The organism is Okibacterium sp. HSC-33S16 (assembly GCF_024171565.1).
In the GTDB taxonomy this organism is placed as follows: domain Bacteria; phylum Actinomycetota; class Actinomycetes; order Actinomycetales; family Microbacteriaceae; genus Mycetocola_A.
Map to the genome: position 1 here is coordinate 799,207 of NZ_JALJZZ010000001.1, position 26,299 is coordinate 825,505.

Sequence of the window (26,299 nt, forward strand, 5' to 3'; positions counted from 1 at the left end):
CCATGCGTCGCAGCAACTTCGAAGATCAGCCCGTCGACTACGCTGCCGTCGGTGCCACACAGGCGCATGACCTCATGCAGTACCCGCCCGAAGGTTTCGTTCCTTACGAGGCGTCGATCCGGTTGGGCAGCGGTGCTGAGCGGTTCGAGAGCGCATCCACTTCTCTGCTGAGCTGGGCGGTGCAGCGCGGGGCAGGGCTTCGCGTGGAGGACATTCAGTCCGGTGGCGGTGACCGCTACGGCGGAATCCGGTATGCGGAAGATGGATCGCCGCTCGAGCCGATTCACCTGTCGAGCGAGCAGCGGTTCGCCGCCGACGGCACTCCCTATGTTGCGTCAGGGACAACGGCGCGGCTGCACGGTCGCATCGGAATGTTCACCATTGAGGAACAGATCAGGGTTGTCTACCTGATCGAGGAGCCGGACGTTGTTGCCTTCGCCTACGGTACCGTCGGAGGCAAGCGCGTGAGCGGCGAGGACTCATTCCGCATTACGCGGCGCGAAGATGACTCGGTCTGGTTCGAAGCGCGATCGTTCATGCGCGCCCTCGCCCCGCATTACCGGCTGTTTCCACCGCTGATGACGCTTCGCCGCAAGCGGCTGACCACGGAGTACCTGCGCGCCCTCTCCCCGCTGTGGACGGGCTCGGCTTCCTAGAGTGAGCATTACCTCGCACCACGGACCCCGCTGATGGCCGGTCCGCTTCCGCTCGGTGACCCGGCACCGCCAGATGGCGTGTTGCCGGGATCTGTGCTCAACGACGTCGATTCGCGCACGCTCGCTTTTTACCTTCATGTTCCGTTTTGCCGTGTGCGCTGCGGATACTGCGATTTCAACACCTACACGGCCACGGAGCTGCGGGGTGCGAAGCAATCCGACTACGCAGACGAAGCAGCCGCAGAGGTGGCTTTCGCGGCGCGAGCGCTTGCCGAGACCGGGCTGCCGCACCGGCAGGTCGACACCATCTTCTTTGGCGGCGGAACTCCCACGCTTCTTCCCGCTGCTGACCTCATCCGGATGCTCGACGCGGTGCGGACGCACCACGGCATCGTCCCCGGTGCCGAAATCACAACCGAAGCGAACCCCGATTCGGTCGACGCAGCGTACCTTCGGCAGTTGGCCGACGCTGGGTTCACACGCGTGTCCTTCGGCATGCAGTCGGCGGTGCCCCACGTGCTTGCCACGCTGGAACGCACCCACGACCCGGAGCGAGTGCCGCTCGTCGTCCAGTGGGCCAAAGACGCCGGGCTGCAGGTGAGCGTTGACCTCATCTACGGCACCCCCGGTGAGACGCTCTCTGATTGGAGCACGTCGGTCGACGCGGCGCTTGCCACCCAGCCGGACCACATCTCCGCGTACTCGCTCATCGTTGAGCAAGGCACGAAACTGGCGCGACAGATTCGGTCCGGCATCGTGGCTCTTCCCGACGAAGACCTGCAGGCAGAGATGTACGAGCTCATCGACGCCCGGCTGGCGACGGCCGGATTCTCGTGGTACGAGGTCAGCAACTGGTCGACCTCGATTAACTCGCGGTCGCGCCATAACCTGGCCTATTGGCGGAGCCAGGACTGGTGGGGTATTGGACCCGGTGCACACAGTCACGTCGGTGGGGTGCGCTGGTGGAATGTAAAGCACCCCGCTGCATACGCCGCTCGAATGGCAGAAGGTGTTTCGCCTGCGGTGGGCAGGGAAACGCTCGGTCGTGAGGCACGCGAGCTGGAACGGATCCTGCTGAACACCCGCATCAGGGACGGCATCGCCATCCCATCGCTGTCGAGTGAAGGTCGTGTGGCCGTGGCCGGACTCATCGCTGATGACCTGGTAAATGCCAAAGCCGCCCTCGCGGGGACAATCGAGTTGACCCTGCGGGGGCGGCTCCTGGCCGATGTGGTTGTCCGACGGCTGACCGCCTGACGACAAACCGGGTGGTGGTTACTTCACCATCCGGAAGGCAAAGAAGTAGCGGTAGGCCTGGCCGCTGTTCACCTTGACGCCGCCGATGATGCCGAAGATGATTCCCAGCACTCCGACGATCCAGGCGAGCGGGTAGAGCAGCAGGCCGATCAGGATGAACGCCAAAATCGTACCGACAATGTAGAGACCGACGACAAAAATGGTGACGGTCAGCTGGAAGTTCAGTGCTTCCTTGGCCTCCTGGCGGGTGAACGGCCCGCGGTCCTTGAACACGAGGTAGATCACCAGTGGAGCGATCCAGCCCGCCGTGCCAGCGCCGAGGAACGCACCGAGCGCGCCGCCGAAGTGCGACAGGGACGCCCACAGCTTGTCATCAGCCTGGGTCAGGGGTGCGCCGGGCTGGCCAGCGTATGGCTGCTGTGGTCCACCGTACTGGGGTGCGCCGTACGGCTGCTGCGGAGCGCCGTACTGCGGTTGCTGCGGCGCGCCGTACTGCGGTTGCTGCGGGGCGCCGTAGGGCTGCTGCGGCGGAACAGGGCCGCCATACGGCTGCTGGGGCGGCACGGGTCCGCCCGGTGACGGCGGTGGTACCTGAGCTCCATCGCCTCCCTGCCCAGACGTGGGGTCGGGCTGCGAGGGCGTGTGAGGGTCGGTCATGGCCTGGCCTTTCAATCAGAGGGCGCGCAGGGTTCGTCGCGCCGAGGATCGTCTCCGCGCAGGCGGTGCGCCCGGTGGTGACCCCACGGTACTGCGGTTTGGCTGATGCCGGCAACGCCGTACGCAATTACGACGAGCCAGTTCGCCGCGCTAGAATTGGCACTCAGGAGTTATGAGTGCTAATCCGGCCGGCCCCGCGTGCCGGCGGATCGAAAGCGGAGGGAGAGCGGACATGGTCTCCGAACGAAGTCTCGAAGTCCTTCGCGTCATCGTGCAGGACTACGTTGCCAGCCGCGAGCCCGTCGGTTCGAAGGGTATCGTCGACCGCCACTCGTTTGGCGTGAGTGCCGCGACGATCCGCAACGACATGGCGCAGCTGGAAGAGGAAGAGCTCATCAGCGCTCCGCACACCTCGTCCGGCAGGATCCCAACCGATAAGGGCTACCGGCTCTTCGTCGACCAGCTGGTAGATCGGCGGCCGCTTTCTCCCGCGCAGAAAGAGGCCATCGAAACGTTCCTGGGCCAGTCCGTTGACCTTGACGACGTTCTCGTTCGCACGGTTCGGCTGCTGTCGCAGATCACCAACCAGGTCGCCATTGTGCAATACCCGTCCTTCGCCCGCGCCACCGTGCGGCACGTGGAGATCGTGGGATTGAGCGACCACCGCCTTCTCACCGTCCTTATTACCGATACCGGACGCGTGGAACAGCGCGTCGTCGAGGTGCGCGGTCCGATCGCGCAGGAACGACTGGAATCGGTGAAGGCCAGAGTCAACACCGCCCTGGTCGGACTCGGGGTCGAGGACGCGTCCAACGCACTCGGTTCGCTTGTCGACGGCGCGCCTGCCGACGACGTCGAATTGCTCAACCGCATTGTCGCTGCACTGTCGGACCAGTTCGGGGAGTACCGCCACGACAAGCTCATCATGGCCGGAGCCGCAAACCTCGCCCGCACCGAAGATGACTTCTCCGGCAGTATCTACCCGGTGCTCGAGGCTCTCGAACAGCAGGTCGTCCTCCTCCGACTGTTCAGCGAGATGGCGACTGACTCACACGGGGTCTCGGCAAGCATCGGTCGGGAGAACGCGTCATTCGGGCTGGGGGAGACCTCCATCATCACGAGCAACTATCGTTCCTCTGCTGGCGAACTTGCCAGGCTTGGGGTCCTCGGACCAACGAGAATGGATTATTCAAACAACCTTGCGGCTGTGCGTGCTGTCGCACGCTATCTCTCGCGCCAGATTGGCGAGAACTAACCACACTTCTGCGCGGCTCGGCGCAGTGAACTACCCCGGAAGCTTGTCGAGCACATCAGCTTCCCCACGACGAAAGGCCACGAGTGGCTGACCACTACGAAGTACTCGGAGTGTCCCGCGAGGCGACAACCGATGAGATCAAGAAGGCGTACCGCCGACTCGCACGCGAACTGCACCCCGATGTGAATCCGGGTGCTGACGCCTCCGAACGGTTCAAGGAAGTCACCCACGCCTACGACGTGCTCAGCGACGCCAAGCAGCGCCAACAGTACGACATGGGCGGTTCGGGCGGTATGGGAGGCGCCGGTTTCGGCGGCTTCGGCGACATCTTCGATACCTTCTTCGGTGGCGGTCAGACCCAGCGGGGGCCCAAGTCTCGCCGCGAACGCGGACAGGATGCCCTGCTGCGCGTCGAGGTCGACCTCGACGAGGTCATCTTCGGGACCCACCGCGACCTCGAGGTCGACACCGCTGTCCTCTGCGAAACCTGCCAGGGCTCGTGCAGTCAGCCCGGGACCTCACCGATCACCTGTGACATCTGTCATGGCTCGGGCCAGATCCAGCGCGCCGTCCGTTCGCTGCTGGGCAACGTTATGACGTCGAGCCCGTGTGGCAGCTGCCGCGGGTATGGCACGATCATCGTCTCGCCCTGCGTCACCTGCCAGGGCCAGGGCCGGGTTCGCGCGCGTCGCACGGTTCCCGTCGACATCCCAGCCGGCGTCGACACGGGTCTCCGCCTGCAGATGCCGGGCAGCGGCGAGATTGGTCAGGCCGGCGGACCGCACGGTGACCTGTACCTGGAGATCAAGGTTCGCAACCATGAGATCTTCAGCCGCAACGGTGATGACCTGCTGTGCACCCTTGACGTTCAGATGACGGATGCCATTCTCGGCGTTTCCACCACCATCCAGGCTCTTGACGGTGACGTGGACCTCGATCTCAAGCCAGGAACGCAAAGTTCGGAGGTGCTCACGATCAAGGGCCGGGGCATCACAAAGCTTCGCGGCAACGGCCGTGGCGACCTGCGCATCGGAATTCAGGTGGTGACCCCGACCAAGCTCGACCACCGCGAGAAGGAACTGATCAAGTCGTTCGCCGCCGGTCGCAAGCAGCAGGACACGCAGCTCGGACACTTCCAGCAGGGACTGTTCTCCAAGCTGCGCGATAAGTTCCTGGGTTAGTCCGTGGCCAACCTTTACCTGAACGAGACGCTTGCCGACACGCGGGCCGGGGAGCTCATCGAACTCTCCGGGCCCGAGGCCAAACACGTGAGCGCCGTGAGCCGAGCCAAAATTGGCGACGACCTGCTCGTGGGTAATGGGCGTGGACTCTTCGCGTGGGGTGTCATTGAGACGCTCGAGGGTGGCAGGGTCGGTATCCGCGTCTCTGCTGTCCGTACCGACGAGCCCGAGACGCCGGGACTGGTGCTCGTCCAGGCCCTCGCCAAGGGTGATCGCGATGAGATGGCCATCCAGGCGGCCACCGAGTTGGGTGTCTCCCGGATCATCCCGTGGGCGGCATCGCGCAGCGTGTCGCGGTGGGAAGGTGCCAAGAAGGAGAAAGGTCGCGCTCGGTGGGAGACCATCGTGCGCGAGGCGTCGAAGCAGTCGATTCGGTCGTTTGTTCCACCTGTTGAGGAGATGGTGACCACCGCTCAACTCGCGACCCTCGCCGCCGCATCACGGGTGCTTCTGCTCGAACCGACAGCGACGGATCGACTCGCTGACGTGACGCCGGCAAACGGAGAAAAACCCGCAAGCGATATCCTCCTCGTGGTGGGTCCCGAGGGCGGCATCAGTCCCGCAGAGCTCGAGACGCTGACAGCCGCAGGCGCACGAGCCGTGCGCCTGGGCAACACGGTCCTTCGAACCTCATCGGCTGGACCGGCGGCACTGGCCGTGCTCAACGTTGCCCTGAGCCGCTGGTGACGTGTCAAGCCGGTCCTGAACCGTTGCTCGGTTCGTAGGATAGAGCTATGTCCGACACAGAGCGATCCATCTTCAGCCGCATCATTGCGCGCGAGATCCCTGCCACCATTGTTGCTGAGACCGACACCCTCATCGCCTTCGAGGACATCGCACCTCAGGCGCCCGTGCACCTCCTGGTCGTCCCCAAAACGGAGGACTATCGGAACGTGACCGAGCTCGCCAGCGGAAACCCGGCGCTGATGGCCGAGATGGTGGCCCTCGCGCAACAACTCGCGACCGAGCGCGCCGGCGGCGACTTCCGCCTCGTTTTCAACACCGGTCCTTCGGCCGGCCAAACCGTTTTTCACGTTCACGCCCACGTCCTCGCGGGGACCCTTGGAGAGGGAACACTTGCCTGAATCAGAAGACCAATCCGCCCCGATCGAACCGATCACTCCGAACCGGGCCGCCCAGGACCGGCACGCTGTGTCCCCGGCCGCCGAGTCGGCTGAAGCGCACCTGCACGTCGACGGCGTCGCAATGGTACGGCTGCTCGGCGCCCAAGACCGGCTGCTCGGCACCATCGAGACCCAGTACCCCGACGTGTCGCTGCACGTTCGTGGAAACCAGATCACCCTGTCCGGCGAACCGACACAGGTGCAGGCCGCTCGCGTGCTCATCGAAGAGCTCATCGAACTGGTCAAGAACGGGCAGGACCTCGACCCGATCGAAGTTCGCTCATCCGCTCGCATCCTCGACGACGCCTCAGGGCGCCCATCCGAACTCCTCGGGCAGGCCATTCTGACGTCGCGCGGAAAGACCATTCGGCCCAAGACACTCGGTCAGAAAGAATACGTTGACGCGGTGGATGAGAACACCATCGTGTTCGGTATCGGCCCGGCAGGAACGGGCAAGACCTACCTCGCCATGGCGAAGGCGGTGCAGGCTCTCCAGCGGAAAGAGGTCGAGCGCATCATCCTCACGCGCCCGGCAGTCGAGGCAGGTGAACGCCTGGGCTTCCTGCCCGGAACCCTCACAGACAAGATCGACCCCTATCTTCGCCCGTTGTACGACGCCCTCAACGAGATGATGGATCCTGAGCTCGTTCCCAAACTGCTCGCAGCGGGAACCGTTGAGGTCGCCCCACTGGCCTACATGAGAGGACGGACGCTGAACAACGCGTTCATCGTCCTTGACGAGGCCCAAAACACCACACCCGAGCAAATGAAGATGTTCCTCACGCGTCTCGGCTTCGGCTCCAAGATGATCGTCACCGGCGACGTCACTCAGATTGACCTTCCGGTTGGTGCTTCCGGTCTTCGGTTGGTGACCCGGGTGCTCGACGGAATCGATGACATCCACTTTGCTCGCCTGACGAGCGATGATGTCGTACGACACTCGCTCGTAGCCCGCATCGTCGACGCGTACAGCGAGTACGACCAGGTGAAGCAGGCCGAGCGCTTCGAGCGCAATCAGGCACAAGAGTTCGCCAACCGGGCAGAACGCAGGGGAGCGGCGCCGCGCGACCGCGCCCAGAGAAGAGGAAAAAGTTCGTGAGCATCGAGATCAACAACGAGTCAGCGATTGATGTTGATGAGTCAGCCATCCTCCGGCTGGCCGACTACGCACTCGGTGCAATGCACGTCTCAAACGAAGCCGACCTGAACATCGTGCTCGTCGACGAGGCCGCGATGGAACAGCTCCACGTGCAGTGGATGGACGAGCCCGGGCCGACCGATGTTCTGAGCTTTCCCATGGACGAACTCCGCCCGGGAACCGAGGAAGCCCCGACCCCGGCCGGACTGCTCGGTGACATCGTTCTCTGCCCCCAGGTCGCCGAAGGCCAAGCCGAAACTGCCGGGCACTCAACCCTTCAAGAACTCCTGCTGCTGACGACCCACGGGATCCTGCACCTGCTCGGATTCGACCACGCCGAGCCAGCTGAGGAGCGCGAGATGTTCGGCATCCAGCGCGATATTCTGCTTGGCTTCAGCGTCGAGGAGCGCCGCTCCTAAACCATGACCCTTTTCTGGTTCATCGCCGGAGCGATTCTGCTCGTCGCCTTCGGTGGACTCATGGCGTCTGTCGACGCTGCCATTGGCGTCAAGTCGCGGGCGGACATCGCCGAACTCGCGGCCAACTCCCGTCGTCCGGCGGCCCTGCAGGGGATCGCGGATGACCCGAACGCACACCTCAACGCCGTCAACTTCATCCGTATCCTTGCCGAAACGACAGCGGCTGTCCTCGTCACGCTCGCGTTCGCGTTCAGCCTCGAGAGCCAGTGGCTCGTGCTGCTGCTCTCGGCGCTCATCATGACCGCTGTGTCCTTCGTCCTGGTGGGCGCGAGCCCACGCAGCTACGGCCGAACTCACGCTGACACGATCCTCCGGCTCGCCGGGCCCCTCGTTCGGTTCATCCGAGTTCTCCTGGGACCACTCGCTGACGCTCTTGTCGCCCTGGGTAATCGCGTGACGCCCGGTGTGGCCCGCAACGCGTCATTCTCCAGCGAAGAGCAACTGCTCAGCATGGTGGATGAGGCGACCGAACTCGATGTCCTTGAAGAGGACGACCGCGAGCTCATCCACAGCATCTTCGAGTTCAACGAGACAGTGGTGCGCGAGGTCATGATCCCGCGCACCGACATGGTCACGGTCGACGCATCGGTGACCGTCCAACAGGCCATGAGCCTCTTCCTTCGCACCGGCGTATCCCGGGTTCCGGTCACCGACGGAGAGGTCGACGAGGTCGTGGGCATCCTCTACCTCAAGGATGTCGTACGGCTCGTTCACGAGGGCGACGAAAAGGCGAACAGCGTCACCGTCCAAAGTCTCGCCCGTGAAGCGCTCTTCGTCCCGGAGTCGAAGAAGGCAGACTCTCTCCTGCAACAGATGCAACTGGAGTCGAATCACCTCGCCATGGTTGTTGACGAATACGGCGGAATCGCCGGTCTGGTCACCCTGGAAGACCTTTTGGAGGAACTCGTTGGAGAGATCTCCGACGAGTACGACGCGGACAGCCGCGACGTGGAGCAGCTGCCCGACGGTCGCTACCGAGTCAACGCCCGGCTTGCCGTCGACGAACTCGGCGAACTCTTTGACCTCGAACTCGACGACGACGAAGTGGACTCAGTGGGCGGGCTGCTCACCAAACTGCTCGGGCGCTTGCCCGTTGCTGGTTCGCGTGTCGAGACCGACGGCCTCGTTCTGACGGCCGAGCGAACCGAGGGACGCCGGAAAGGCGTCAGCACCATCCTCGTTGAGCGCAGCGAAGCGCTTCGAGACGTGCAGCAATCTTTCAACCAATCAGAGGAGAAGTAGTCATGGCACATGACGATCAGACCGGCGACGAAACCGCGCCGGACACACAAATCGAGCACACCCAGCCGGAACCGGAGGTTCTCCCCGACAACGGATACCGTGCCGGCTTCGTGTCCTTCGTCGGTCGTCCCAACGTCGGCAAATCGACGCTGACCAACGCCCTCGTGGGCGAAAAAGTTGCCATCACGAGTTCGAAGCCCCAGACGACACGAAAGGCCATTCGTGGAATCGTCCACGACAAGTCCGGCCAGCTCATCATCGTCGACACCCCGGGCATCCACCGCCCACGGACTCTCCTCGGCGAACGGCTGAACGACCTCGTCCAGACCACGCTGAGCGATGTCGATGTCATCGGCCTGTGCGTGCCGGCGAACGAGAAGATCGGCCCGGGCGACAAGTTCATCAACGAGCAGCTCGACCAATATCCGCGGGCCAAGAAGGTGGCCATCGTGACGAAAATCGATGCGGCTCCGCGCCCCACAACGGCAGAACAGCTCGCGGCGATCCAAGAACTTCGGAACTGGGACCTCATCATCCCGGTCTCTGCCACCAACGATCTTCAGCTGGACATCCTCGTCCGTGAACTACTTGCCCTGATGCCGACCTCCGACGCAGCCCTGTACCCGGCAGATGCCGTGACCGACGAGGTCCTTGAGGACCGCGTCGCGGAGTACATTCGTGAGGCATCACTCGAGGGGGTGCGCGACGAACTTCCGCACTCCATCGCAGTGACCATCGACGACATGATTGAGCGCGACGATAAAGAGATCGTCGACATTTACGCAAACATCTTCGTCGAGCGCGACAGCCAGAAGGCGATCATCATCGGCAAGGGCGGATCCCGCCTGCGCGACGTTGGCCAGCAGGCCCGCATTCCGATCGAGAAGCTCGTTGGGAAGCAAGTGTTCCTGTCGCTCCGTGTCAAGGTGGCGAAAGACTGGCAGCGCGATCCGAAGTTGCTGGGGCGCCTGGGGTTCTGATCCGGCATACATCTGAAGGATGATTTCCCGCTCCTGAGCGCGCAATGGAGCTGCGGCGGCGGCGTGACGAACTAGCGTTGAACTATGTTCCGTCGACTCTCGCCGCCGCAAATCACCGTCGACATCGTTGTCGCCGCGTTGTTCGGACTTGTGGTCAGCTCCATCGACCTGACCTACACCGACGGCATGCCTATCGTGATCGTCGTGATGGGCATGACGCTCGCACTGGCTCTTCGCCGAGTCTCGCCCGGCCTCGCACTCGCGGTCGCCTGGGTCAGCGTCGCGGTGCAGCTCACTAGCGGCTTAGAACCTGTGGTTTCCAATATGGCCATCCTCGCGGTGCTGTACGCAACGGGTTGCTACGGGGAAGCATGGGTGCGCTGGGCGGGCCTAGCCTCGGCGATCGGCGGAGGAATACTGGCGGCGACGTACATGTCGCTGTTTTACCTCGCGAGCGGGTACGACCTGACCCGATTGAGCGAACTCTCTGGAGTGGTGCTGAGCTCGCTCCTCGGCTCGGTCGCCGCGATCTTCATTTTCGTACTGTGTTGGACCATCGGACTTCTCGTTCGCACGGCGCAGTCAGCGAAGGCTGAGAGTGCACGTCGACGCCAGGCGCAGGAGGAGCAGCGCCTGGCTCAGCAGAGTGTCGTCGTCGAACAGGAGCGCAACCGGATCGCCCGTGACATGCACGACGTCGTGGCTCACTCACTCGCCGTCGTGATCGCGCAGGCCGACGGCGCGCGTTACGCGCACATCGGCAATGCCGAGGCCATGGACACCACCCTGGCGACAATCGCCGACACCGCTCGAGGCGCGCTCGGCGATGTGCGACTGCTCCTCGCCGAACTGCGGCACCGACAGGGTGAGGGCCCGCAACCGCTGCTCACCGACCTTGACGCCTTGTTCGAGCAGATGCGTGGTGCCGGCCTCGATGTTCGCGTCACAACCTCCGGCGATGAGCAACCGCTGCCGACCGGACATCAAATCTCGGTCTATCGCATTCTTCAGGAGGCGCTGACGAACGCACTTCGCCACGGCAACCGGTTCGAACCTGTTGCGGTCGACATGGCCTGGCAGGATGCCGGGGTTTCCGTCCGTGTGGATAACACCGTGGCATCCGTTCCCCCTCAGGGTGACGGATTTGGGCACGGTGTTCCGGGAATGCGAGAGCGCGCCGCCCTGGTTGGTGGCTGGCTGACCGCCGAGAAGATTGAGAATGGACGATTTGTTGTGACCGCGTATGTTCCTGTTCCCTTCCCCGCTTACGGCGGAGTCGCGCGATGAGCGACGACAAAATCCGGGTCGCGCTTGTCGATGACCAGGAGCTGTTTCGGGCAGGCATCCGCATGCTTGTCGGCTCCCAGCCCGACTTCGAGTTCGTCGGTGAAGCCGGCGACGGTCAGGCGGCCATCCGGCTGGCCGAAGAAACTCGTCCTGATGTCATCCTCATGGATGTGCGCATGCCGGTCATGGACGGCATTCAGTCCACAATCGCCATTCTTGACGCAGCGGATGCCGCCGGCACGGTGCCGCCGCGCATCATCGTTCTCACCACATTCGACCTTGATGAAGGGGCAGCGCACGCGCTGCGGCACGGTGCGAGCGGTTTCCTGCTCAAGGACACCCAACCGGGCTTCCTCCTGGCGGCAATTCGCACGGTGCACGCCGGAAACGCCGTGATCGCCCCGAGCGCCACTCGCGCTCTGTTCAGCCACTTCGGCTCACGCACACCCACCCGGCCGGTGCCCGCCGAATTCGGGAACCTCACCACACGCGAGCAGGGCATCTTCGCGCTGGCCGCCCGCGGCCTGAGCAACGCAGAGATCGCGGCCGGGGAATTCCTCAGTGAGGCAACCGTCAAGACGCACATCTCGCGGGTCCTCGGCAAGTTGCACCTGCGCGACCGCGTGCAGCTCGTCATTTACGCTTACGAGCACGGCCTCATCACGCCTGATGCGGCACGCGCATAGCGGGAATCATCCGGGAGGATGACGACCGTCACTCTCAATGCCGACGCGAGGGCAGACATCCGCTTTCTAGCCTGATGTTATGAGAATTACGACATCAGACATGGGCCTCGCGGCGCGTGTGAGCAACGTCAGCAAACGATTCGGCGACGGTCAGGGTGCCGTTGTGGCCCTCGACAACGTATCGATCGGCATTCGACGCGGCCAGTTCACCGCCATCATGGGGCCGAGCGGTTCGGGTAAATCGACACTCATGCACATCATGGCGGGGCTTGACCAGCCCACATCGGGTTCCGCATGGTTGGGCGATACCGATATCACGAACCTCGACGATACCGCGGTCACCCGGCTGCGCCGGAGGCGGATCGGCTTTGTCTTCCAGTCCTTCAACCTTGTCCCGACGCTCGACGCCCGGTCAAACATCGTCCTTCCTTTCGAGCTCGACGGGCGTGCGCCGACGGCGGATGAGGAAGCCTGGATCGCGACCCTGTGTGAAGCGCTCGGGCTCACCGGGCGGTTGACCCATCGACCGCACCAGCTCAGCGGAGGGCAGCAACAACGCGTGGCCATCGCGCGCGCACTTGCGACCCGGCCCGACCTGGTCTTTGCCGACGAGCCGACCGGAAACCTCGACTCTCGCACCGGCCGTGAGGTGTTGGCTCTTCTCGCGGACGCCTGCACGCAGTTCGGCCAGTCCATCGCCATGGTCACCCACGACCCGATCGCCGCGAGTTATGCCGACCGCACGCTCATCCTGGCCGACGGGCGAATCGTGCACGAGCTGGGCAAAGAATCGCCCGAGGCGATTTCGAGCTTCATGCTGGGCATGGAGAGCCGGTCATGATCCAGCGCATCCGTCGATACGCATCCACCTTCCTGGTGGCCGCGCTCTCCGGCGCTTTCGGCACCATCCTCGTTCAGGGCACCGCCGTTCTCACCACCCTCATTGCGGGCGACGACATTGGAGCCAAGAACGCGGTGAAGGTTGCGTTAGGGCTTGTCTCTCTCGTGTTCTTCGGCATTGCGATCTTTGTGGGCGGACTGGTCACCACGAACACGGTGAGCACCGTCATCGCCGGGCGAACTCGCGAGCTCGCGTTGTTCCGACTCATCGGATCGAGCGCGTCCCGCCTTCGCACCCAGATCGCCGTCGACGGTCTCGTTATCGGCTTGCTCGGTGCCATCGCCGGCCTGGCGGTGGGCATGGCACTCACCGGTGTCAGCGTCACCCTCGGCATCGCCGCCGACCGCATTCCGCAGGCGGATTACGGTCTTATCTCACCTGGACTTGTCGGCCCCGTCGTCGCGGTGGCGCTCGTCACCTGGCTCGCAGCCTGGGTCGGATCCCGCCGGGTCCTCGAGGTGACGCCGATCCAGGCGGCTGCCGCATCCGTCGAACCGTCCCGCGAAGAGGCAACCCACCGCCCGCTGCGGAACGGGATCGCGTACACCCTGATCGCGCTCGGCCTGTTTCTGCTGGCCGCGGGAGTTGCGCTCGGATTGATCAGCATGCTCGGTGTCCTTGTCGGCATGCTCGGAGGAATCCTGTCGTTTACCGGCATCGTCCTGGCGGCGCCGGTGTTCATGCCGCCGCTGCTACACGGAATGGGTCGCCTCCTTGGTCGATCACCGGCTGCTCGTATCGCTGCGGCCAATGCTGTGCGCAACCCCGCTCGTTCGGCACGGACCACCATCGGGCTGGTCATCGGGGTGACGCTCGTGACCATGTTCGCGGTCGCTGCACAGAATTACTACGACGTTATTCAGCGGAGCCGGGAGGCGTACCCGGCGGACTACGGGGACAGCGACCAGATCCTCGCGCTGACGATCACTGTCTTCGCCGTTCTCTTCGGCTTCTCTGCGATCATCGCGGCGGTCGGCATGGTGAACAACCTGTCGCTGAGCGTGTTGCAGCGCCGCCGCGAACTCGGGCTGCTGCGGGCCCTGGGCTTCACCAAAGCTCAAATTCGATTGATGATTCTCGCGGAGAGCGCTCAGATGACGCTCGCTGCGGTCGGGTTCGGGCTCATCCTCGGGATCCTGTACGGCTGGGCAGGCGCGCAGGCTCTCCTCGGGTCCATCCTCGGCGGGGGCTTTGCTCTCCCCGCAGTGCCATGGCTGGTTCTGGGGCTATCGGCCGTCGCGGCCGCCGTCCTCGCCGCTGCCGCATCGGTAGCTCCGGCGCGCCGCGCAACACGCATCTCGCCCGTTGCCGCCCTCGCTGTGGAGTGACTCACCGAGCAATTCTTCACCTCAGGCGGGGTCTCGACGTCAAATTGCACAGAACCGGTGCGAGCCCCCGCCGAACGGTGTTAGCCTGTTTCTGTGTTGTTCGGTGCCCTCCTCCTTAGCTGCCGCGACGAGGCTTAGCTCATTAGCCCTCTCGTCGCGGAGTTCATCGTTGGCTGAACATCACGTTGCGAGGAGAAGAAACAATGCAAAATACCCAGACCCCGTCGGGCATGCCGATCCACAAGTACACCCCGTACCAGGACACATTCACCGTTAGCCTTCCTGACCGCACCTGGCCAGACAAGCGCATCACGACCGCACCCCGCTGGTGCGCCGTCGACCTCCGTGACGGCAACCAGGCCCTCATCGACCCGATGAGCCCTGAGCGCAAGCGGATCATGTTCGACCTGCTCGTCAAGATGGGCTACAAGGAAATCGAGGTCGGCTTCCCGAGCGCCAGCCAGACCGACTTCGACTTCGTGCGCAGCCTCATCGAGGAAAACGCGATCCCCCATGACGTGACCATCCAGGTCCTCACCCAGGCACGCGACCACCTCATCGAACGTACCTATGAGTCGATTGCCGGGGCGAAGCAGGCCATCGTTCACCTCTACAACTCGACGAGCGTTCTGCAGCGCGAGGTGGTCTTCCGGTCAGACAAGCAGGGCATCATCGACATTGCGTTGCACGGCGCCCGCAAGTGCCGCGAGATGGAAAAGACCATCCCTGACACGACCGTCTACTACGAGTACTCACCAGAGAGCTACACCGGCACCGAACTTGAATACGCGGTTGACGTCTGCAACCAGGTGCTCGAGATCTTCGAGCCGACGCCCGAGCGCAAGGTCATCATCAACCTGCCGTCGACCGTCGAAATGGCAACGCCGAACGTCTATGCCGACTCGATCGAGTGGATGGGTCGACACCTCAACCACCGCGAGAACGTGCTGATCTCGCTGCACCCGCACAACGACCGCGGCACTGCGGTCGCGGCAGCAGAACTCGGCTACATGGCCGGCGCCGACCGCATCGAAGGTTGCCTGTTCGGCAACGGTGAGCGCACAGGAAACGTCGACCTGGTTGCCCTCGGAATCAACCTGTTCACCCAGGGAATCGATCCGCAAATCGACTTCAGCGACATCGATGAGGTCAAGCGCACCGCCGAGTACTGCACCCAGTTGTCGGTGCATGAGCGCAGCCCATGGGCCGGCGATCTGGTCTTTACCGCGTTCAGCGGGTCGCACCAGGACGCCATTAAGAAAGGCTTCGAGGCCATGGCCGCGGACGCAGCCGCGCAGGGCAAGGACGTCAACGAGCTCACCTGGGCTGTGCCGTACCTCCCGGTCGATCCGAAGGACCTCGGACGCAATTACGAGGCCGTGATCCGGGTGAACTCGCAATCAGGTAAAGGTGGAGTCGCCTACCTGCTCAAGGCCGACCACGCTCTCGACCTGCCGCGCAAACTGCAGATCGAGTTCTCTGGAGTGGTTCAGACTCGTACCGACGAACAGGGCGGCGAGTTCACGAGCGACGCCATCTGGGACATCTTCCAGGACGAATACCTGCCCTCGCCCAGTGAAACCGAAAAGTGGGGACGGTTCGAGCTTCAGGGCACCCGCACCTCCAGCCGGCTCGCCGGCGCGGTCGAGCTCAGCATCGACCTGCGGGATGGTGACACAGTCTCCGAGGCGACGGCGACGGGCAACGGTCCGATCGCCGCCTTCCTCACGGTGATGCGCGATCGGGGCATCGACGTCACACTGTACGACTACGTCGAACACGCGCTCAGCGCATCCGGGGACGCGCAAGCAGCCTCCTACGTTGAACTTCAAGTCGGTGACCGTCGACTCTGGGGCGTCGGGATCGACGCCGACATCTCGACGGCGTCGCTCAAGGCTGTGGTCTCCGCAGTGAACCGCGCCATCCGCAGCGCCGCCCCCGACCGCGAACTGGCCGGCGTCTAACCGCGAAACGCACCTGCCAAGCCCTCCCATCGCAACACTGCGGCGGGAGGGCTTGGCTGTTCGCCGAGGGCGCGCGGGTGGGGGAGCGTTCGTTCAGCCGGGACGCGAGATACTGGACTGTGCCCGTTTACCGCGATGAAGGAGTTGTGCTCCGTACCCACAAGCTGGGTGAAGCCGACCGCATCGTGACCCTGCTCACCCGTGAGCACGGCAAGGTGCGGGCGGTCGCCAAGGGTGTTCGTCGCACCGGTTCCAAGTTCGGTGCGCGCCTCGAGCCGTTCATGGTCGCTGACCTCCAGCTCTACGAGGGCCGCTCGCTCGACGTCATCAACCAGGCTGAGACGCTCGCGTCATACGGGGCGCTGATCGCCGCCGACTACGCGAGCTATACCGCCGCAACGGTCATGGTCGAAACCGCCGACAAGCTCACGGAGTCCGAGGGCTCGCTGCAGCAGTATCTGTTGCTCGTCGGCGCCTTGCGTGCACTGTCCCGCCACGACCACGACGCCACCCTGATCCTCGACTCCTACCTGCTGCGCTCGCTCTCGTTGGCCGGCTGGGCACCGAGCTTCTTCGACTGTGCCCGCTGCCAGGCCCCCGGCCCGCACCAGCACATGGTGGTGCAGCTCGGTGGAGTGGTGTGTGACGCCTGTTCCCCGCCGGGCAGCCCGCGGCTCGAGCCGTCGGTCATCACCCTCCTCGCCGCACTGCTCACCGGTGACTGGGCCGCCGCCGATGCGAGCGATGATTCCCTCCGGTCCCGCGCGAGCGGAGTGGTCGCCGCGTATACACAGTGGCACCTCGAGCGTGGCCTCCGATCCCTCATTCACGTGTCACGAGAGCGAGCACAGTAACGTTGCCGAAGCCATTCACGCACAAAGACGCCGTCCCGTTTCGCCCGCTCGACTGGACCGGCGTCTACCCACCGGCGGTCCCAGCCGCGGGAGTGCCCGAACATGTCGCTATCGTGATGGACGGCAACGGCCGCTGGGCCAACCGGCAAGGGCTCCCGCGGGTCGAAGGTCACCGCGCCGGCGAGGCGGCGCTGCTCGACGTCGTGGCCGGCGCCATCCAGATCGGTGTGAAGCACCTCTCCGTCTATGCGTTCTCCACCGAGAACTGGCGCCGTTCACCCGACGAAGTCCGGTTCCTCATGGGATTCAACCGGGATGTGCTGCACCGTCGCCGCGATCAGTTGAACGAGTGGGGCGTGCGGGTGCGCTGGGCGGGGCGCAAACCGAGGCTGTGGGCATCCGTCATCAAAGAATTGCAGTTCGCCGAAAAACTCACCGAAAACAACGACGTACTCACCTTGACCATGTGCGTCAACTATGGCGGTCGGACGGAAATCACGGATGCCGTTCGGCAGCTGGCAGAGCAGGTTGCTGCTGGCACGCTGAAACCGTCCGGCATCACCGAGAAGGCCATCGCGCGGCAGTTGTACCTGCCCGATCTGCCCGACGTCGACCTGTTCGTACGCAGTTCGGGCGAGCAGCGCACGAGCAACTTCATGCTGTGGCAGAGTGCCTACGCCGAAATGGTGTTCCTCGATACACTCTGGCCGGACTTCACCCGGGCGGACCTCTGGAACGCGATCGAACTCTACGTCTCGCGCGACCGGCGGTTCGGCGGTGCCATCGACAAACCCGGCAGCTGAGTTCTGCGCGAACATGCGACGGCGGGAATACTGCCGAAACAGATGCCGTTGGCGTCAGTGTGAGTGAATCCATCAAGATCGACATCTGGTCAGACATCGCGTGCCCCTGGTGCTACATCGGCAAGCGCAAATTCGAAACCGGCGCAGCGGCGTTCGCTGAGCAGAGCGGCGACGGCGCCCCCGACGTGATCGTCGAGTACCACAGCTACGAGCTGAGCCCCGACACCCCGGTGGACTTCGATGGCGACGAGATCGACTTCCTGGCTACCCACAAGGGCATGCCGGCCGAGCAGGTTCGCGGAATGCTCGAGCACGTGACGGGCGTCGCGAAGGCGGCCGGACTCGACTACAACTTCGACATCCTCAAGCACACCAACACGGTCAAGGCGCACCAGCTGTTGCACTATGCGAAGGCTCGCGGCAAGCAAATTGAGGCCACCGAGCGGCTCCTCGCGGCGTACTTCACCGAGGGCAGGCACGTCGGCCGCGTCGAGGACCTGGCCGACCTGGCCGCAGAGGTTGGGCTCGACCGCGCTGACGTGCTCCGCTCACTGCAGAGTGACGAGTTCCTCTCCGACGTTCGCGCCGACCAGGCCCTTGCCCAGGAATACGGCGTGCAGGGCGTGCCGTTCTTCGTGATCGACGGCAAATACGGCGTCTCCGGTGCCCAGGAGGCCGCAACATTTGCCCAGGTCCTCGAGCAGGTCTGGGCCGAGCGCACGGAAGCAGCGACAGTATGAGCGACGAATCGAGCCGGCCGCGGCTGACTCTTCTCGGTGAAACGGATGCCGTCAGTTGCGAGGGCGATTCCTGCGCGATTCCCTCCCTCGCCGTGGTGACCGCAGCGGTCGAGAAGGCGTTCCGCTCGGGTCGCTAAGCGGCTTATTCGGGGTCGGTGATGTCGGCGACAACAGCGTTGTATGCCGCGACGAGCTCGTCGGACTGCACGAAAGCGCTGAAGCCGTGCTCACCGGCACCGAGGGCGACACGTCGCCCCCCAGCCGACTCGTCGAGGTACACCGGCCACGCCGTTGTGCTGCCGAGCGGGGTGATCGTGCCGCGCGGATACCCGGTCGCCTCGAACGCGGTGTCGGCCGAGGGCATCGACAGTTTGTTCACGCCGAGCAGGGTGCGCAGCTTCGGCCAGGAGATCTTGCGGCCGCCCGGCACGAGCGCGAACAGGAAATCACCGTCGTGTCGCTTCACCACGAGGGTTTTCACAATGTCGCCTGGTTCAATGCCAAGGAGCGATGCTGCCTCATTGAGGCTGGCCGCGTCCGGACGCGCGACGACGTCAATGTCGAGGCCGCGCGCCGTGGCATCCGCTCGCATTCGATCCACACCGGGTGCCGTGGGCTCTGCGGTCACGATGTTGCCCGCTTTCTGGGAGAATTGAAGGACATGTCTCTACCAACCACGATAAGCCACGCCCCGGCACTCACGATCGGCTCACTGTCGCTCGACGTGCCGGTTGTTCTCGCGCCCATGGCGGGCATCACCAACACCGCGTTCCGACGGCTCTGCCGCGAGTTCGGGGTCGGGCTGTACGTCAGCGAAATGATCACCTCCCGCGCGCTCGTTGAGCGCAACAAGGAGACGATGCGGCTGATCCAGCACCACGAATCGGAGACGACCAGGAGCATTCAGCTCTACGGTGTCGACCCGAAGACTGTGTCGGAGGCCGTGACCATCCTGGTGGCCGAAGACCGTGCCGACCACATTGACCTCAACTTCGGGTGCCCGGTGCCCAAGGTGACCCGCAAGGGCGGTGGAAGCGCGCTGCCGTGGAAACAGGACCTCTTTCGGGACATCGTCGAGGGTGCGGTGAAGGCGGCAGGCGATATTCCCCTCACCGTCAAGATGCGCAAGGGCATTGATGCCGATCACCTCACCTACCTCGAAGCAGGCAAAGCCGCCGAGGGTGCCGGGGTCTCGAGCATCGCCCTGCACGCACGCACCGCGTCGGAGTTCTATTCAGGACAGGCTGACTGGTCGGCCATCGCGACTCTCAAAGAAACCGTGACCGGAGTGCCGATCCTGGGCAACGGCGACATTTGGTCGGGCGAAGATGCCCTCAGAATGATGAGCGAAACCGGCTGCGACGGCGTCGTGGTCGGACGCGGCTGCCTCGGCCGACCGTGGCTCTTCGGCGATCTCGCCGCCGCGTTCACGGGAAGCGAGACCCGGTTCCGACCCACTCTCGGCCAGGTTGCGACGACCTTCCGCCGGCACGCTGAACTGCTCGCCGAATTCTTCGAAAGTGAAGAACGCGGATGTCGCGATATCCGTAAACACGTCGCGTGGTACTTCAAGGGCTATCCGGTGGGTGGAGACCTCCGGGCTCGCCTGGCCACCGTCGAGTCGCTCGAGCAGCTGGACGAACTGCTCGCCACCCTCGACTGGACGCTTCCATACCCGGGCGCAGACGCGGAGGGCCAGCGTGGTCGCGCCGGTTCCCCCAAGCGCACGGTGCTTCCCGATGGCTGGCTCGACTCGCGCACCCTGGGTGCCGCCGGTCGCGGAACGCTCACCGAGACCGAGGCGGACACCAGTGGCGGATAGCGCGCCGGTGCCCGGCACCTATTCGGAGCACGACGCCGAGCGGGCCCAGCCCGAAGAGCACTCCTCACGACGGTCGGACTTCGCGCGCGATCGAGCCCGTTTGCTGCACTCGAGCGCCCTGCGTCGCCTCGCCGCGAAGACTCAGGTGTTGAGCCCCGCTGCCGGACTCGACTTCGCTCGCAACCGGCTCACGCACTCACTCGAGGTGGCACAGGTGGGGCGGGAGCTGGCCACCAGCCTGGGCCTCGAACCGGATGTCGTCGACACGGCCTGCCTCGCGCACGACCTCGGTCACCCGCCCTTCGGCCACAACGGTGAGCGTGCACTCAACACCTGGGCCGAAGACATCGGCGGGTTTGAGGGCAACGCGCAGACCCTCCGCATCCTGACCAAGCTCGAACCCAAGGTGTTCGGTGCCGATGGTCGCTCGTTCGGACTCAACCTCACCCGCGCGAGCCTCGACGCGAGCTGCAAGTACCCGTGGCCTGCCGCACAAGCCGTCACCGACCCGGGCGGTCGGGCAAAGTACGGCTTCTTTGATGACGACAGCGACGCGTTCGTCTGGTTGCGCGAGGGCGCACCCGACCGTCAGCGCTGCATTGAGAGCGAGGTCATGGACCTCTCCGACGACATCGCATACTCGGTGCACGACTTCGAAGACGCCATCGTCAACGAGTACATCGACCCGGCCTTCCTCAGCGCACGGGCAGGGCACTCGTCGCTCATCGCCGCCGTGCAGGCATGGGCCGGCGCGGACTTCACGATCGACGACATGGCCGAGGCGTTCGACGGCCTGGCCGCACACCCGCTCTGGGTGTCCAGCTGGGACGGCTCGCGTCGCGACCTCGGCAAACTCAAGAACTTCACCAGCCAGATGATCGGCCACTTCGCTCAGTCCGCCACCCAGGCCACGCGCGAGGCCTACCCGCAGTCGAGCCTGATCCGCTTCGGCGCGAGCGTCGTGGTGCCGCACGCCGTTGCGGCCGAGATCGCCGTGTTGAAGGGCGTGGTGGCAGCGTTCGTGATGGCGAGCGACTCCCGCCAGCCGATCTACCGCAAGCAGCGCGACGTGCTCACCGACCTGGCCAACGAGCTCTACACCCAAGGCCCTGAGGCGCTCGATCGAGGCTTCGCCGACGACTGGGCCGCCGCCCAGGACGACGCCGCTCGCAAGCGCGTCATCGTTGACCAGGTGGCCAGCCTCACCGACCAGTCGGCCCTGGCCTGGCACGAGCGCCTCGCAACGCTGAGCCGCTGAACGGGGTGCCTGTGGAAAGCGCCTTGGCGGTCATCCGCTCGATAGGATAGAGGGATGGCCGGCCGTATTCGTTCAAGCGACATCGACGAGGTCAAGTCGCGCACGAACATCGCCGATATCGTTGGCGACCACGTCAGCCTCAAATCGGCCGGGGTGGGTTCGCTCAAGGGTCTCTGCCCGTTCCATGACGAGAGAAGCCCGAGCTTCCACGTGCGCCCGCAGCTGGGTTTCTACCACTGCTTCGGCTGCGGCGAATCCGGAGACGCCATCTCCTTCCTGCAGAAGATGGACCACGTCAGCTTCACGGATGCTGTTGAGCGGCTCGCACAGCGGGTCGGCTTCCAGCTCACTTATGAAGATGGCGGTGCGCCGAGCGACTCCAGCAATCGCGCCCGGTTGCTGGCCGCGAACGCCGCTGCCGAGATTTTCTTCCAGGAACAACTCGCAACACCGGGAGCCGACCCCGGCCGACGTTTCCTCGGTGAGCGCGGGTTCGACCACCTTGCGGCCGCCACGTTCGGGGTCGGGTTCGCGCCAAAAAGTTGGGACGCCCTCACTAAGCACCTCCGGTCCAAGGGCTTCAGCACCGAAGAAATCACGACGGTCGGGCTGGTCTCTGAGGGTGAGCGCGGCGTGTACGACCGGTTCCGTGGGCGCCTGATCTGGCCCATCCGCGACGTCACTGGGCAGACCGTCGGTTTCGGAGCACGCAAGCTGCTCGACGACGACAAAGGACCCAAGTACCTCAACACTCCGGAGACGCCGGTGTACCACAAGGCGCAGGTGCTTTACGGGCTCGACCTAGCCAAACGCGACGTGTCACGCAGCCACCGGGTCGTGGTCGTTGAGGGGTACACCGACGTGATGGCCTGCCACCTGGCCGGCGTCACCACCGCGGTCGCGACCTGCGGCACCTCCTTTGGCATTGACCACATCAAAACCCTTCGCCGGGTGATGGGCGACGACAACGTCAACGGTGAGGTCATCTTTACCTTCGACCCCGACGCAGCCGGCCAGAAGGCCGCCATGCGGGCCTTTGCCGAAGAGCGCCGGTTCTCAGCCCAGACCTACGTCGCCGTGGCGCCGGACGGACTCGACCCGTGCGACTTACGACTCAACCGCGGTGACGATGCCGTGCGTCGACTCGTCGATAACAAAGAGCCGATGTTTGAGTTCGTGATTCGTCAAACCTTGGCTAATTTCGACCTCGAAACCGTGGAAGGACGAGTCGGAGCCCTGCGGGCGGCCGCCCCGGTGATCGCTGACATTCGTGACCCATCGCTCCGGCCGGGCTACACACGGGTTCTGGCGCGTCACCTTGGAGTCGACCTGCCCGAGGTCCAGGCTGCGGTGTCGCGAGCCGCGCGAGCCAACTCAGGGTCCTCCGCAGACAGCGCTGCTCAACGCCAGGCCGGGGGACAGGGGCAGGCGACCCAGGTTGTTGAGCGTCCGCCGTCGATCCGCGATTTGCCTCGCGACCCGGCCACTCGGCTGGAGCGCGATGCGCTCATGGCCGTGCTTCAGCACCCCGCCCTGGCGGGTCGGGAGTTGGTGCAGCGAGCGATGCTGACGACCTTTGTGAACCCGACCCTCGCCGTCGTCCGTGACGCGATTGCGGCGAGCATGGAGGTCTTCGGCACGGAGTCGTGGTTCGCGCGGGTGACCGAAATGGTTCCGACGCCGATGATCGCTGTGGTGCAGCAGCTTGCGGTGGCGCCGATTCCCGAGCGCTCCGAGCGCGACCTCACGTCATACGTGCGCGAGATCACGGTGGCTCTGATCGACCGTGAACTCCTCCGCCAGTCGCATGAGCTCCTCGGCAGGCTCCAACGCGTTGACCCACGGGAGCGGGAAAGCTACCGGGCTGTTCAGGCGGAACTGATGGCTCTCGAGGGGGAGCGGCGGAGCCTTCGCGAGGGTTAATCGGCGCGGTCCGCCCGGGCTCGTAACGCCATGAGGCAGGATGGAATCATGATTTCCTCGGGACACCCAGGCGAAGCCGCCATTGTCGACGACCTGACAATCGACTACCCGGCACACCGGCCCAGCCCGGCGCACCGGGCAGTGGACGGCGTCAGCCTCCGTGTGGGAGCGAACGAGGTCATCGGGCTGGTCGGTGAAACCGGCTCGGGAAAGTCCACCCTGGCGCGAGTGCTGGCCGGAGATCTTACGAACCCCCGCGGAACCGATCCCGCTCCGGTAATTTCCGGCGGACAGGCACACGTCCTTGGTCACGCACTTCGTGGCATCCGTCGTAAAGAGCTCACCCAATTGACGTTCCATGTGGCTTACCTGCCTCAGGATGCGGCCGCACGCCTTGCTCCCGAACTCACCGTCGCAGACATCATCGCGGAGCCGATCCTGGTTCGCGACCGTCACTACAACCGCAAAGCGGTCGGGCTGCGCGTCGCCACGATGCTCGACCAGGTGCAGTTGCCACTCGCTCTGTTGGACAAATATCCGTTCGAACTGTCCAGCGGCCAGAAGCAGCGCGTGGCAATCGCGCGGTCACTCGTGTTGTCTCCGCGCCTGTTCATCGCCGACGAACCAACGGCGGGTATCGACGTTACGGTACGTGCATCCATCTCCGAGATGATTGAAGGGCTTCGACTCGAAGGAAACTTTGCGGCCATTCTGGTCAGCCACGATCTGGCTCTGCTTCGGCACACCACCCGGCGCGTCGCCGCGCTGCACCAGGGCCGGATGGTTGGATTAGCGCCGATCGACGATCTCCTCACCGAGCGTCCACATCCGTTCCTCGCCGGGCTGGCGGAGGCGGATGAACACGCGAACGCCACCGCGAATCGCCCGGCCTGACCCGCTCGATTTTGTGTTTCGCAAAGCTTTGGTAAAGTATTCACGCAACGAAATATTCCTCGATAGCTCAATTGGCAGAGCAATCGGCTGTTAACCGGTAGGTTCTTGGTTCGAGTCCAAGTCGAGGAGCGAAAGGCCACATGGGCTCCACCCCTGTGGCCTTTTTTCTTTGCCTGTGCACGGCACAAAAAAGGCGCTGGCCACGGGTTTCCCGCGGACAGCGCCTTTTGTGATGGGCGACTTATCCCTCGAGGTCGTCGACCCCGGGCATCCACTGAGCGCCGGGGACGCCCCAGCCCATCTTGCGGGTGATCTTGGCAACGATCTTGCGGTCGTGCCGGCCGAGCCGGTCGACGTAGAGGTACCCGTCGAGATGGTCGTATTCGTGTTGCAGGATGCGGGCGCGCCAGCCGCTCACCCGAAGTTCGATGGGATTCTGGTCGAGATCGAGTCCGGTGACAATCGCGTCCTCTGCCCGCCGGAGAGGGAAGCGCTCACCGGGGAACGAGAGGCAGCCCTCGGACTCCTCTTCCTCGTCCGGTTCGCCGGCGGGAGGTGGGGTGATCCACAGCTCGGGGTTGATCACAACTCCCCGCCACGGGCCGAACTCGTCGGTGTCGTAGCCGTAGACGAACAATCTCAGGGGTACGCCCACCTGCGGAGCCGCGAGGCCAACGCCCGGAGCGGCGTCCATGGTCTCGAACATGTCCGCAACCAGCTGGCGGAGGGAGTCGTCGAAAACGATGACGGGTTCAGCGGGGGAGTGCAGTACAGGGTCACCCGTGATGCGAATAGGGAGAATGGCCATTCGTTGAGCCTAACCAGTTCGCGCCCGTTGTAGGCTCGCAACGTGATGTTTGCGAACAACGACTTCAACGACCTGACAGCGGAGTTTGTTCGCAACCCCAGCCAGCTCATCGGCATTCCCCTCGCCATTGTCGGAGCGGTGTTCCTGTCCCTCGGAGCGCAATTTCAGCACCGCGGTGTGACCAAGGTCGAGTCGAGCAGCGGTTCAGACGCGACGAGCGGATTGAGCATCCGTCAGCTGAAGCTTTTGCTCACGCGACCATCGTGGGTACTCGGCACTCTCATGCTCGGGTTCGCCATCGCGTTCCAGTTGAGCGCGCTGGCATTTTCCCCACTGATTATTGTGCAGCCGCTCGGTGCTATTGCTCTCGTCATCACCTCGGTCCTCAACGCCCGGATCTACAAAATGACACTCAACCGGGCGAGCGTGATCGCGATTAGCTCATGCGTCGGAGGTGTTGCACTCTTCGTCACGGTTGCCGCCCTCGTCGGTGGTGAAAAACCAGTGTCAGACATCGACCTCATCACGATCCTGGTCATGCTCGGTGTGGTTCTGCTGCTCTTCGCGCTGGGTTTCGCGTTTTTCCGCAAGCGTTCCAAGGCGATCTTCTTCATCCTCGCGGCGGGGATCATTTACGGCTTCGTGGCGACGCTCGCCAAAGTCGTCATCAACCGGATCGTCAACGAGAACTTCGACTGGCTAACCATTCTCTGTGTGGTTGCGTTGCTCGCCGCGACGGGGCTCGGCGCCTACTTTGTGCAAACGGCTTACTCATCCGGTCCGCCGGATCTCGTCATCGCTGGTCTCACCGTTGTCGACCCCATGGTGGCTGTTGCGATCGGAATCGTCGTCCTCGATGAGGCGAGCGGGGCGCCGTTGTGGGCGGTGTTTGGGTTCGCGCTCGCAGGTGCCCTGGCGGTGTGGGGCGTGTTCCAGCTGGCGCGTCACCACCCGCAAGTGCAGGCGTAGCTTCTTGCGGTCGCGGTGACCACTCGTTCGCGA

At 64.1% G+C, this 26,299-nt stretch carries 27 protein-coding genes and 1 tRNA gene; 25 read left to right on the plus strand and 3 right to left on the minus strand.

Annotated features, from left to right (window positions below; genetic code table 11):
* Positions 1–2 precede the first annotated feature (2 nt).
* Both L1277_RS03875 and hemW read left to right on the plus strand, forming a co-directional pair.
* Positions 3–656 (plus strand): DUF1990 family protein, encoded by a 654-nt coding sequence (locus L1277_RS03875; protein ID WP_253375015.1) that lies wholly within the window; start codon positions 3–5, stop codon positions 654–656.
* Positions 657–689: 33 nt separating this feature from the next.
* Positions 690–1,913 carry a radical SAM family heme chaperone HemW gene (gene hemW, locus L1277_RS03880; protein WP_253375016.1) on the plus strand — a complete coding sequence of 408 codons (1,224 nt, stop codon included), beginning with the start codon at positions 690–692 and terminating at the stop codon, positions 1,911–1,913.
* A gap of 18 nt (positions 1,914–1,931) precedes the next feature.
* Here hemW and L1277_RS03885 read toward each other — a convergent pair whose 3' ends face one another.
* Complete coding sequence (locus L1277_RS03885; protein ID WP_253375017.1) at positions 1,932–2,570, minus strand: DUF4870 domain-containing protein; 639 nt, start codon at positions 2,568–2,570, stop codon at positions 1,932–1,934.
* Positions 2,571–2,802: 232 nt separating this feature from the next.
* Here L1277_RS03885 and hrcA point away from each other — a divergent pair, with 232 nt between their 5' ends.
* The 17 genes from hrcA (at position 2,803) to L1277_RS03970 (ending at position 18,729) form a co-directional block, all read left to right on the plus strand.
* Entirely contained in the window at positions 2,803–3,825 is a 1,023-nt protein-coding gene (gene hrcA, locus L1277_RS03890; protein ID WP_253375018.1) for a heat-inducible transcriptional repressor HrcA, read from the plus strand.
* A gap of 83 nt (positions 3,826–3,908) precedes the next feature.
* On the plus strand, positions 3,909–5,006 hold the full coding sequence (gene dnaJ / locus L1277_RS03895; protein WP_253375019.1) for a molecular chaperone DnaJ: 1,098 nt from the start codon (positions 3,909–3,911) through the stop codon (positions 5,004–5,006).
* A gap of 3 nt (positions 5,007–5,009) precedes the next feature.
* Positions 5,010–5,753, plus strand: coding sequence for a 16S rRNA (uracil(1498)-N(3))-methyltransferase (locus L1277_RS03900; RefSeq protein ID WP_253375020.1), 744 nt, complete (start codon positions 5,010–5,012; stop codon positions 5,751–5,753).
* Positions 5,754–5,800: 47 nt separating this feature from the next.
* Positions 5,801–6,151, plus strand: a complete 351-nt coding sequence (locus tag L1277_RS03905) for a histidine triad nucleotide-binding protein (RefSeq protein WP_253375021.1) — start codon at positions 5,801–5,803, stop codon at positions 6,149–6,151.
* Between the two features lie 121 nt (positions 6,152–6,272).
* Positions 6,273–7,289, plus strand: coding sequence for a PhoH family protein (locus tag L1277_RS03910; protein ID WP_253375281.1), 1,017 nt, complete (start codon positions 6,273–6,275; stop codon positions 7,287–7,289).
* Positions 7,286–7,747 (plus strand): rRNA maturation RNase YbeY, encoded by a 462-nt coding sequence (ybeY, locus tag L1277_RS03915; RefSeq protein WP_253375022.1) that lies wholly within the window; start codon positions 7,286–7,288, stop codon positions 7,745–7,747. Before L1277_RS03910 ends, ybeY begins: the two co-directional genes overlap by 4 nt.
* Before the next feature lie 3 nt (positions 7,748–7,750).
* The gene (locus L1277_RS03920; protein ID WP_253375023.1) at positions 7,751–9,049 is read left to right on the plus strand and encodes a hemolysin family protein; all 1,299 of its coding nucleotides are present in this window, start codon (positions 7,751–7,753) and stop codon (positions 9,047–9,049) included.
* 2 nt (positions 9,050–9,051) lie between these two features.
* Entirely contained in the window at positions 9,052–10,029 is a 978-nt protein-coding gene (gene era / locus L1277_RS03925) for a GTPase Era (RefSeq protein WP_253375024.1), read from the plus strand.
* Positions 10,030–10,113: 84 nt separating this feature from the next.
* Positions 10,114–11,316 (plus strand): sensor histidine kinase, encoded by a 1,203-nt coding sequence (locus L1277_RS03930; RefSeq protein ID WP_253375025.1) that lies wholly within the window; start codon positions 10,114–10,116, stop codon positions 11,314–11,316.
* Positions 11,313–12,002 carry a response regulator transcription factor gene (locus L1277_RS03935; protein WP_253375026.1) on the plus strand — a complete coding sequence of 230 codons (690 nt, stop codon included), beginning with the start codon at positions 11,313–11,315 and terminating at the stop codon, positions 12,000–12,002. Before L1277_RS03930 ends, L1277_RS03935 begins: the two co-directional genes overlap by 4 nt.
* Before the next feature lie 79 nt (positions 12,003–12,081).
* Positions 12,082–12,843 (plus strand): ABC transporter ATP-binding protein, encoded by a 762-nt coding sequence (locus L1277_RS03940; RefSeq protein ID WP_253375027.1) that lies wholly within the window; start codon positions 12,082–12,084, stop codon positions 12,841–12,843.
* Positions 12,840–14,231, plus strand: a complete 1,392-nt coding sequence (locus L1277_RS03945) for an ABC transporter permease (protein ID WP_253375028.1) — start codon at positions 12,840–12,842, stop codon at positions 14,229–14,231. The genes L1277_RS03940 and L1277_RS03945 overlap by 4 nt, the downstream gene beginning before the upstream one ends.
* Before the next feature lie 203 nt (positions 14,232–14,434).
* Positions 14,435–16,195: a 2-isopropylmalate synthase gene (leuA, locus tag L1277_RS03950; RefSeq protein ID WP_253375029.1), complete on the plus strand. Its 1,761-nt coding sequence runs from the start codon at positions 14,435–14,437 to the stop codon at positions 16,193–16,195.
* A 119-nt stretch (positions 16,196–16,314) separates the two neighbouring features.
* A complete protein-coding gene (gene recO, locus L1277_RS03955; RefSeq protein ID WP_253375030.1) occupies positions 16,315–17,049 on the plus strand; it encodes a DNA repair protein RecO in 735 nt (244 codons plus the stop codon).
* 2 nt (positions 17,050–17,051) lie between these two features.
* Positions 17,052–17,852, plus strand: a complete 801-nt coding sequence (locus L1277_RS03960; RefSeq protein ID WP_253375031.1) for an isoprenyl transferase — start codon at positions 17,052–17,054, stop codon at positions 17,850–17,852.
* Positions 17,853–17,911: 59 nt separating this feature from the next.
* Positions 17,912–18,592 (plus strand): DsbA family protein, encoded by a 681-nt coding sequence (locus L1277_RS03965; RefSeq protein ID WP_253375032.1) that lies wholly within the window; start codon positions 17,912–17,914, stop codon positions 18,590–18,592.
* Positions 18,589–18,729 carry a hypothetical protein gene (locus L1277_RS03970; protein WP_253375033.1) on the plus strand — a complete coding sequence of 47 codons (141 nt, stop codon included), beginning with the start codon at positions 18,589–18,591 and terminating at the stop codon, positions 18,727–18,729. Before L1277_RS03965 ends, L1277_RS03970 begins: the two co-directional genes overlap by 4 nt.
* Before the next feature lie 5 nt (positions 18,730–18,734).
* Here the strand turns inward: L1277_RS03970 and L1277_RS03975 are convergent, their stop codons facing one another.
* Positions 18,735–19,184: an aminoacyl-tRNA deacylase gene (locus L1277_RS03975; protein ID WP_253375282.1), complete on the minus strand. Its 450-nt coding sequence runs from the start codon at positions 19,182–19,184 to the stop codon at positions 18,735–18,737.
* 69 nt (positions 19,185–19,253) lie between these two features.
* Here L1277_RS03975 and dusB point away from each other — a divergent pair, with 69 nt between their 5' ends.
* From dusB to L1277_RS04000, 5 genes are all read left to right on the plus strand, one after another.
* Positions 19,254–20,414 (plus strand): tRNA dihydrouridine synthase DusB, encoded by a 1,161-nt coding sequence (dusB, locus tag L1277_RS03980; RefSeq protein ID WP_253375034.1) that lies wholly within the window; start codon positions 19,254–19,256, stop codon positions 20,412–20,414.
* A complete protein-coding gene (locus L1277_RS03985) occupies positions 20,404–21,672 on the plus strand; it encodes a deoxyguanosinetriphosphate triphosphohydrolase (RefSeq protein WP_253375035.1) in 1,269 nt (422 codons plus the stop codon). Before dusB ends, L1277_RS03985 begins: the two co-directional genes overlap by 11 nt.
* Before the next feature lie 54 nt (positions 21,673–21,726).
* On the plus strand, positions 21,727–23,595 hold the full coding sequence (gene dnaG, locus L1277_RS03990) for a DNA primase (RefSeq protein WP_253375036.1): 1,869 nt from the start codon (positions 21,727–21,729) through the stop codon (positions 23,593–23,595).
* 48 nt (positions 23,596–23,643) lie between these two features.
* Complete coding sequence (locus L1277_RS03995) at positions 23,644–24,489, plus strand: ATP-binding cassette domain-containing protein (RefSeq protein WP_253375037.1); 846 nt, start codon at positions 23,644–23,646, stop codon at positions 24,487–24,489.
* Between the two features lie 56 nt (positions 24,490–24,545).
* Positions 24,546–24,618, plus strand: a tRNA-Asn gene (locus L1277_RS04000).
* Positions 24,619–24,730: 112 nt separating this feature from the next.
* Here the strand turns inward: L1277_RS04000 and def are convergent.
* Positions 24,731–25,297 (minus strand): peptide deformylase, encoded by a 567-nt coding sequence (def, locus tag L1277_RS04005; protein ID WP_253375038.1) that lies wholly within the window; start codon positions 25,295–25,297, stop codon positions 24,731–24,733.
* Between the two features lie 42 nt (positions 25,298–25,339).
* On the opposite strand from def, the gene L1277_RS04010 reads away from it, so the two are divergent.
* Complete coding sequence (locus tag L1277_RS04010; protein WP_374110156.1) at positions 25,340–26,266, plus strand: DMT family transporter; 927 nt, start codon at positions 25,340–25,342, stop codon at positions 26,264–26,266.
* Positions 26,267–26,299: the final 33 nt, after the last annotated feature.

Coding starts and splice junctions, on each gene's coding strand:
- L1277_RS03875 (WP_253375015.1), top strand. CDS start 3: ATGCGTCGCAGCAACTTCGAAGATCAGCCCGTCGACTACGCTGCCGTC.
- hemW (WP_253375016.1), top strand. CDS start 690: ATGGCCGGTCCGCTTCCGCTCGGTGACCCGGCACCGCCAGATGGCGTG.
- L1277_RS03885 (WP_253375017.1), bottom strand. CDS start 2,570: ATGACCGACCCTCACACGCCCTCGCAGCCCGACCCCACGTCTGGGCAG.
- hrcA (WP_253375018.1), top strand. CDS start 2,803: ATGGTCTCCGAACGAAGTCTCGAAGTCCTTCGCGTCATCGTGCAGGAC.
- L1277_RS03905 (WP_253375021.1), top strand. CDS start 5,801: ATGTCCGACACAGAGCGATCCATCTTCAGCCGCATCATTGCGCGCGAG.
- L1277_RS03910 (WP_253375281.1), top strand. CDS start 6,273: ATGGTACGGCTGCTCGGCGCCCAAGACCGGCTGCTCGGCACCATCGAG.
- L1277_RS03920 (WP_253375023.1), top strand. CDS start 7,751: ATGACCCTTTTCTGGTTCATCGCCGGAGCGATTCTGCTCGTCGCCTTC.
- era (WP_253375024.1), top strand. CDS start 9,052: ATGGCACATGACGATCAGACCGGCGACGAAACCGCGCCGGACACACAA.
- L1277_RS03930 (WP_253375025.1), top strand. CDS start 10,114: ATGTTCCGTCGACTCTCGCCGCCGCAAATCACCGTCGACATCGTTGTC.
- L1277_RS03935 (WP_253375026.1), top strand. CDS start 11,313: ATGAGCGACGACAAAATCCGGGTCGCGCTTGTCGATGACCAGGAGCTG.
- L1277_RS03940 (WP_253375027.1), top strand. CDS start 12,082: ATGAGAATTACGACATCAGACATGGGCCTCGCGGCGCGTGTGAGCAAC.
- L1277_RS03945 (WP_253375028.1), top strand. CDS start 12,840: ATGATCCAGCGCATCCGTCGATACGCATCCACCTTCCTGGTGGCCGCG.
- leuA (WP_253375029.1), top strand. CDS start 14,435: ATGCAAAATACCCAGACCCCGTCGGGCATGCCGATCCACAAGTACACC.
- L1277_RS03970 (WP_253375033.1), top strand. CDS start 18,589: ATGAGCGACGAATCGAGCCGGCCGCGGCTGACTCTTCTCGGTGAAACG.
- L1277_RS03975 (WP_253375282.1), bottom strand. CDS start 19,184: ATGCGAGCGGATGCCACGGCGCGCGGCCTCGACATTGACGTCGTCGCG.
- dusB (WP_253375034.1), top strand. CDS start 19,254: ATGTCTCTACCAACCACGATAAGCCACGCCCCGGCACTCACGATCGGC.
- dnaG (WP_253375036.1), top strand. CDS start 21,727: ATGGCCGGCCGTATTCGTTCAAGCGACATCGACGAGGTCAAGTCGCGC.
- L1277_RS03995 (WP_253375037.1), top strand. CDS start 23,644: ATGATTTCCTCGGGACACCCAGGCGAAGCCGCCATTGTCGACGACCTG.
- def (WP_253375038.1), bottom strand. CDS start 25,297: ATGGCCATTCTCCCTATTCGCATCACGGGTGACCCTGTACTGCACTCC.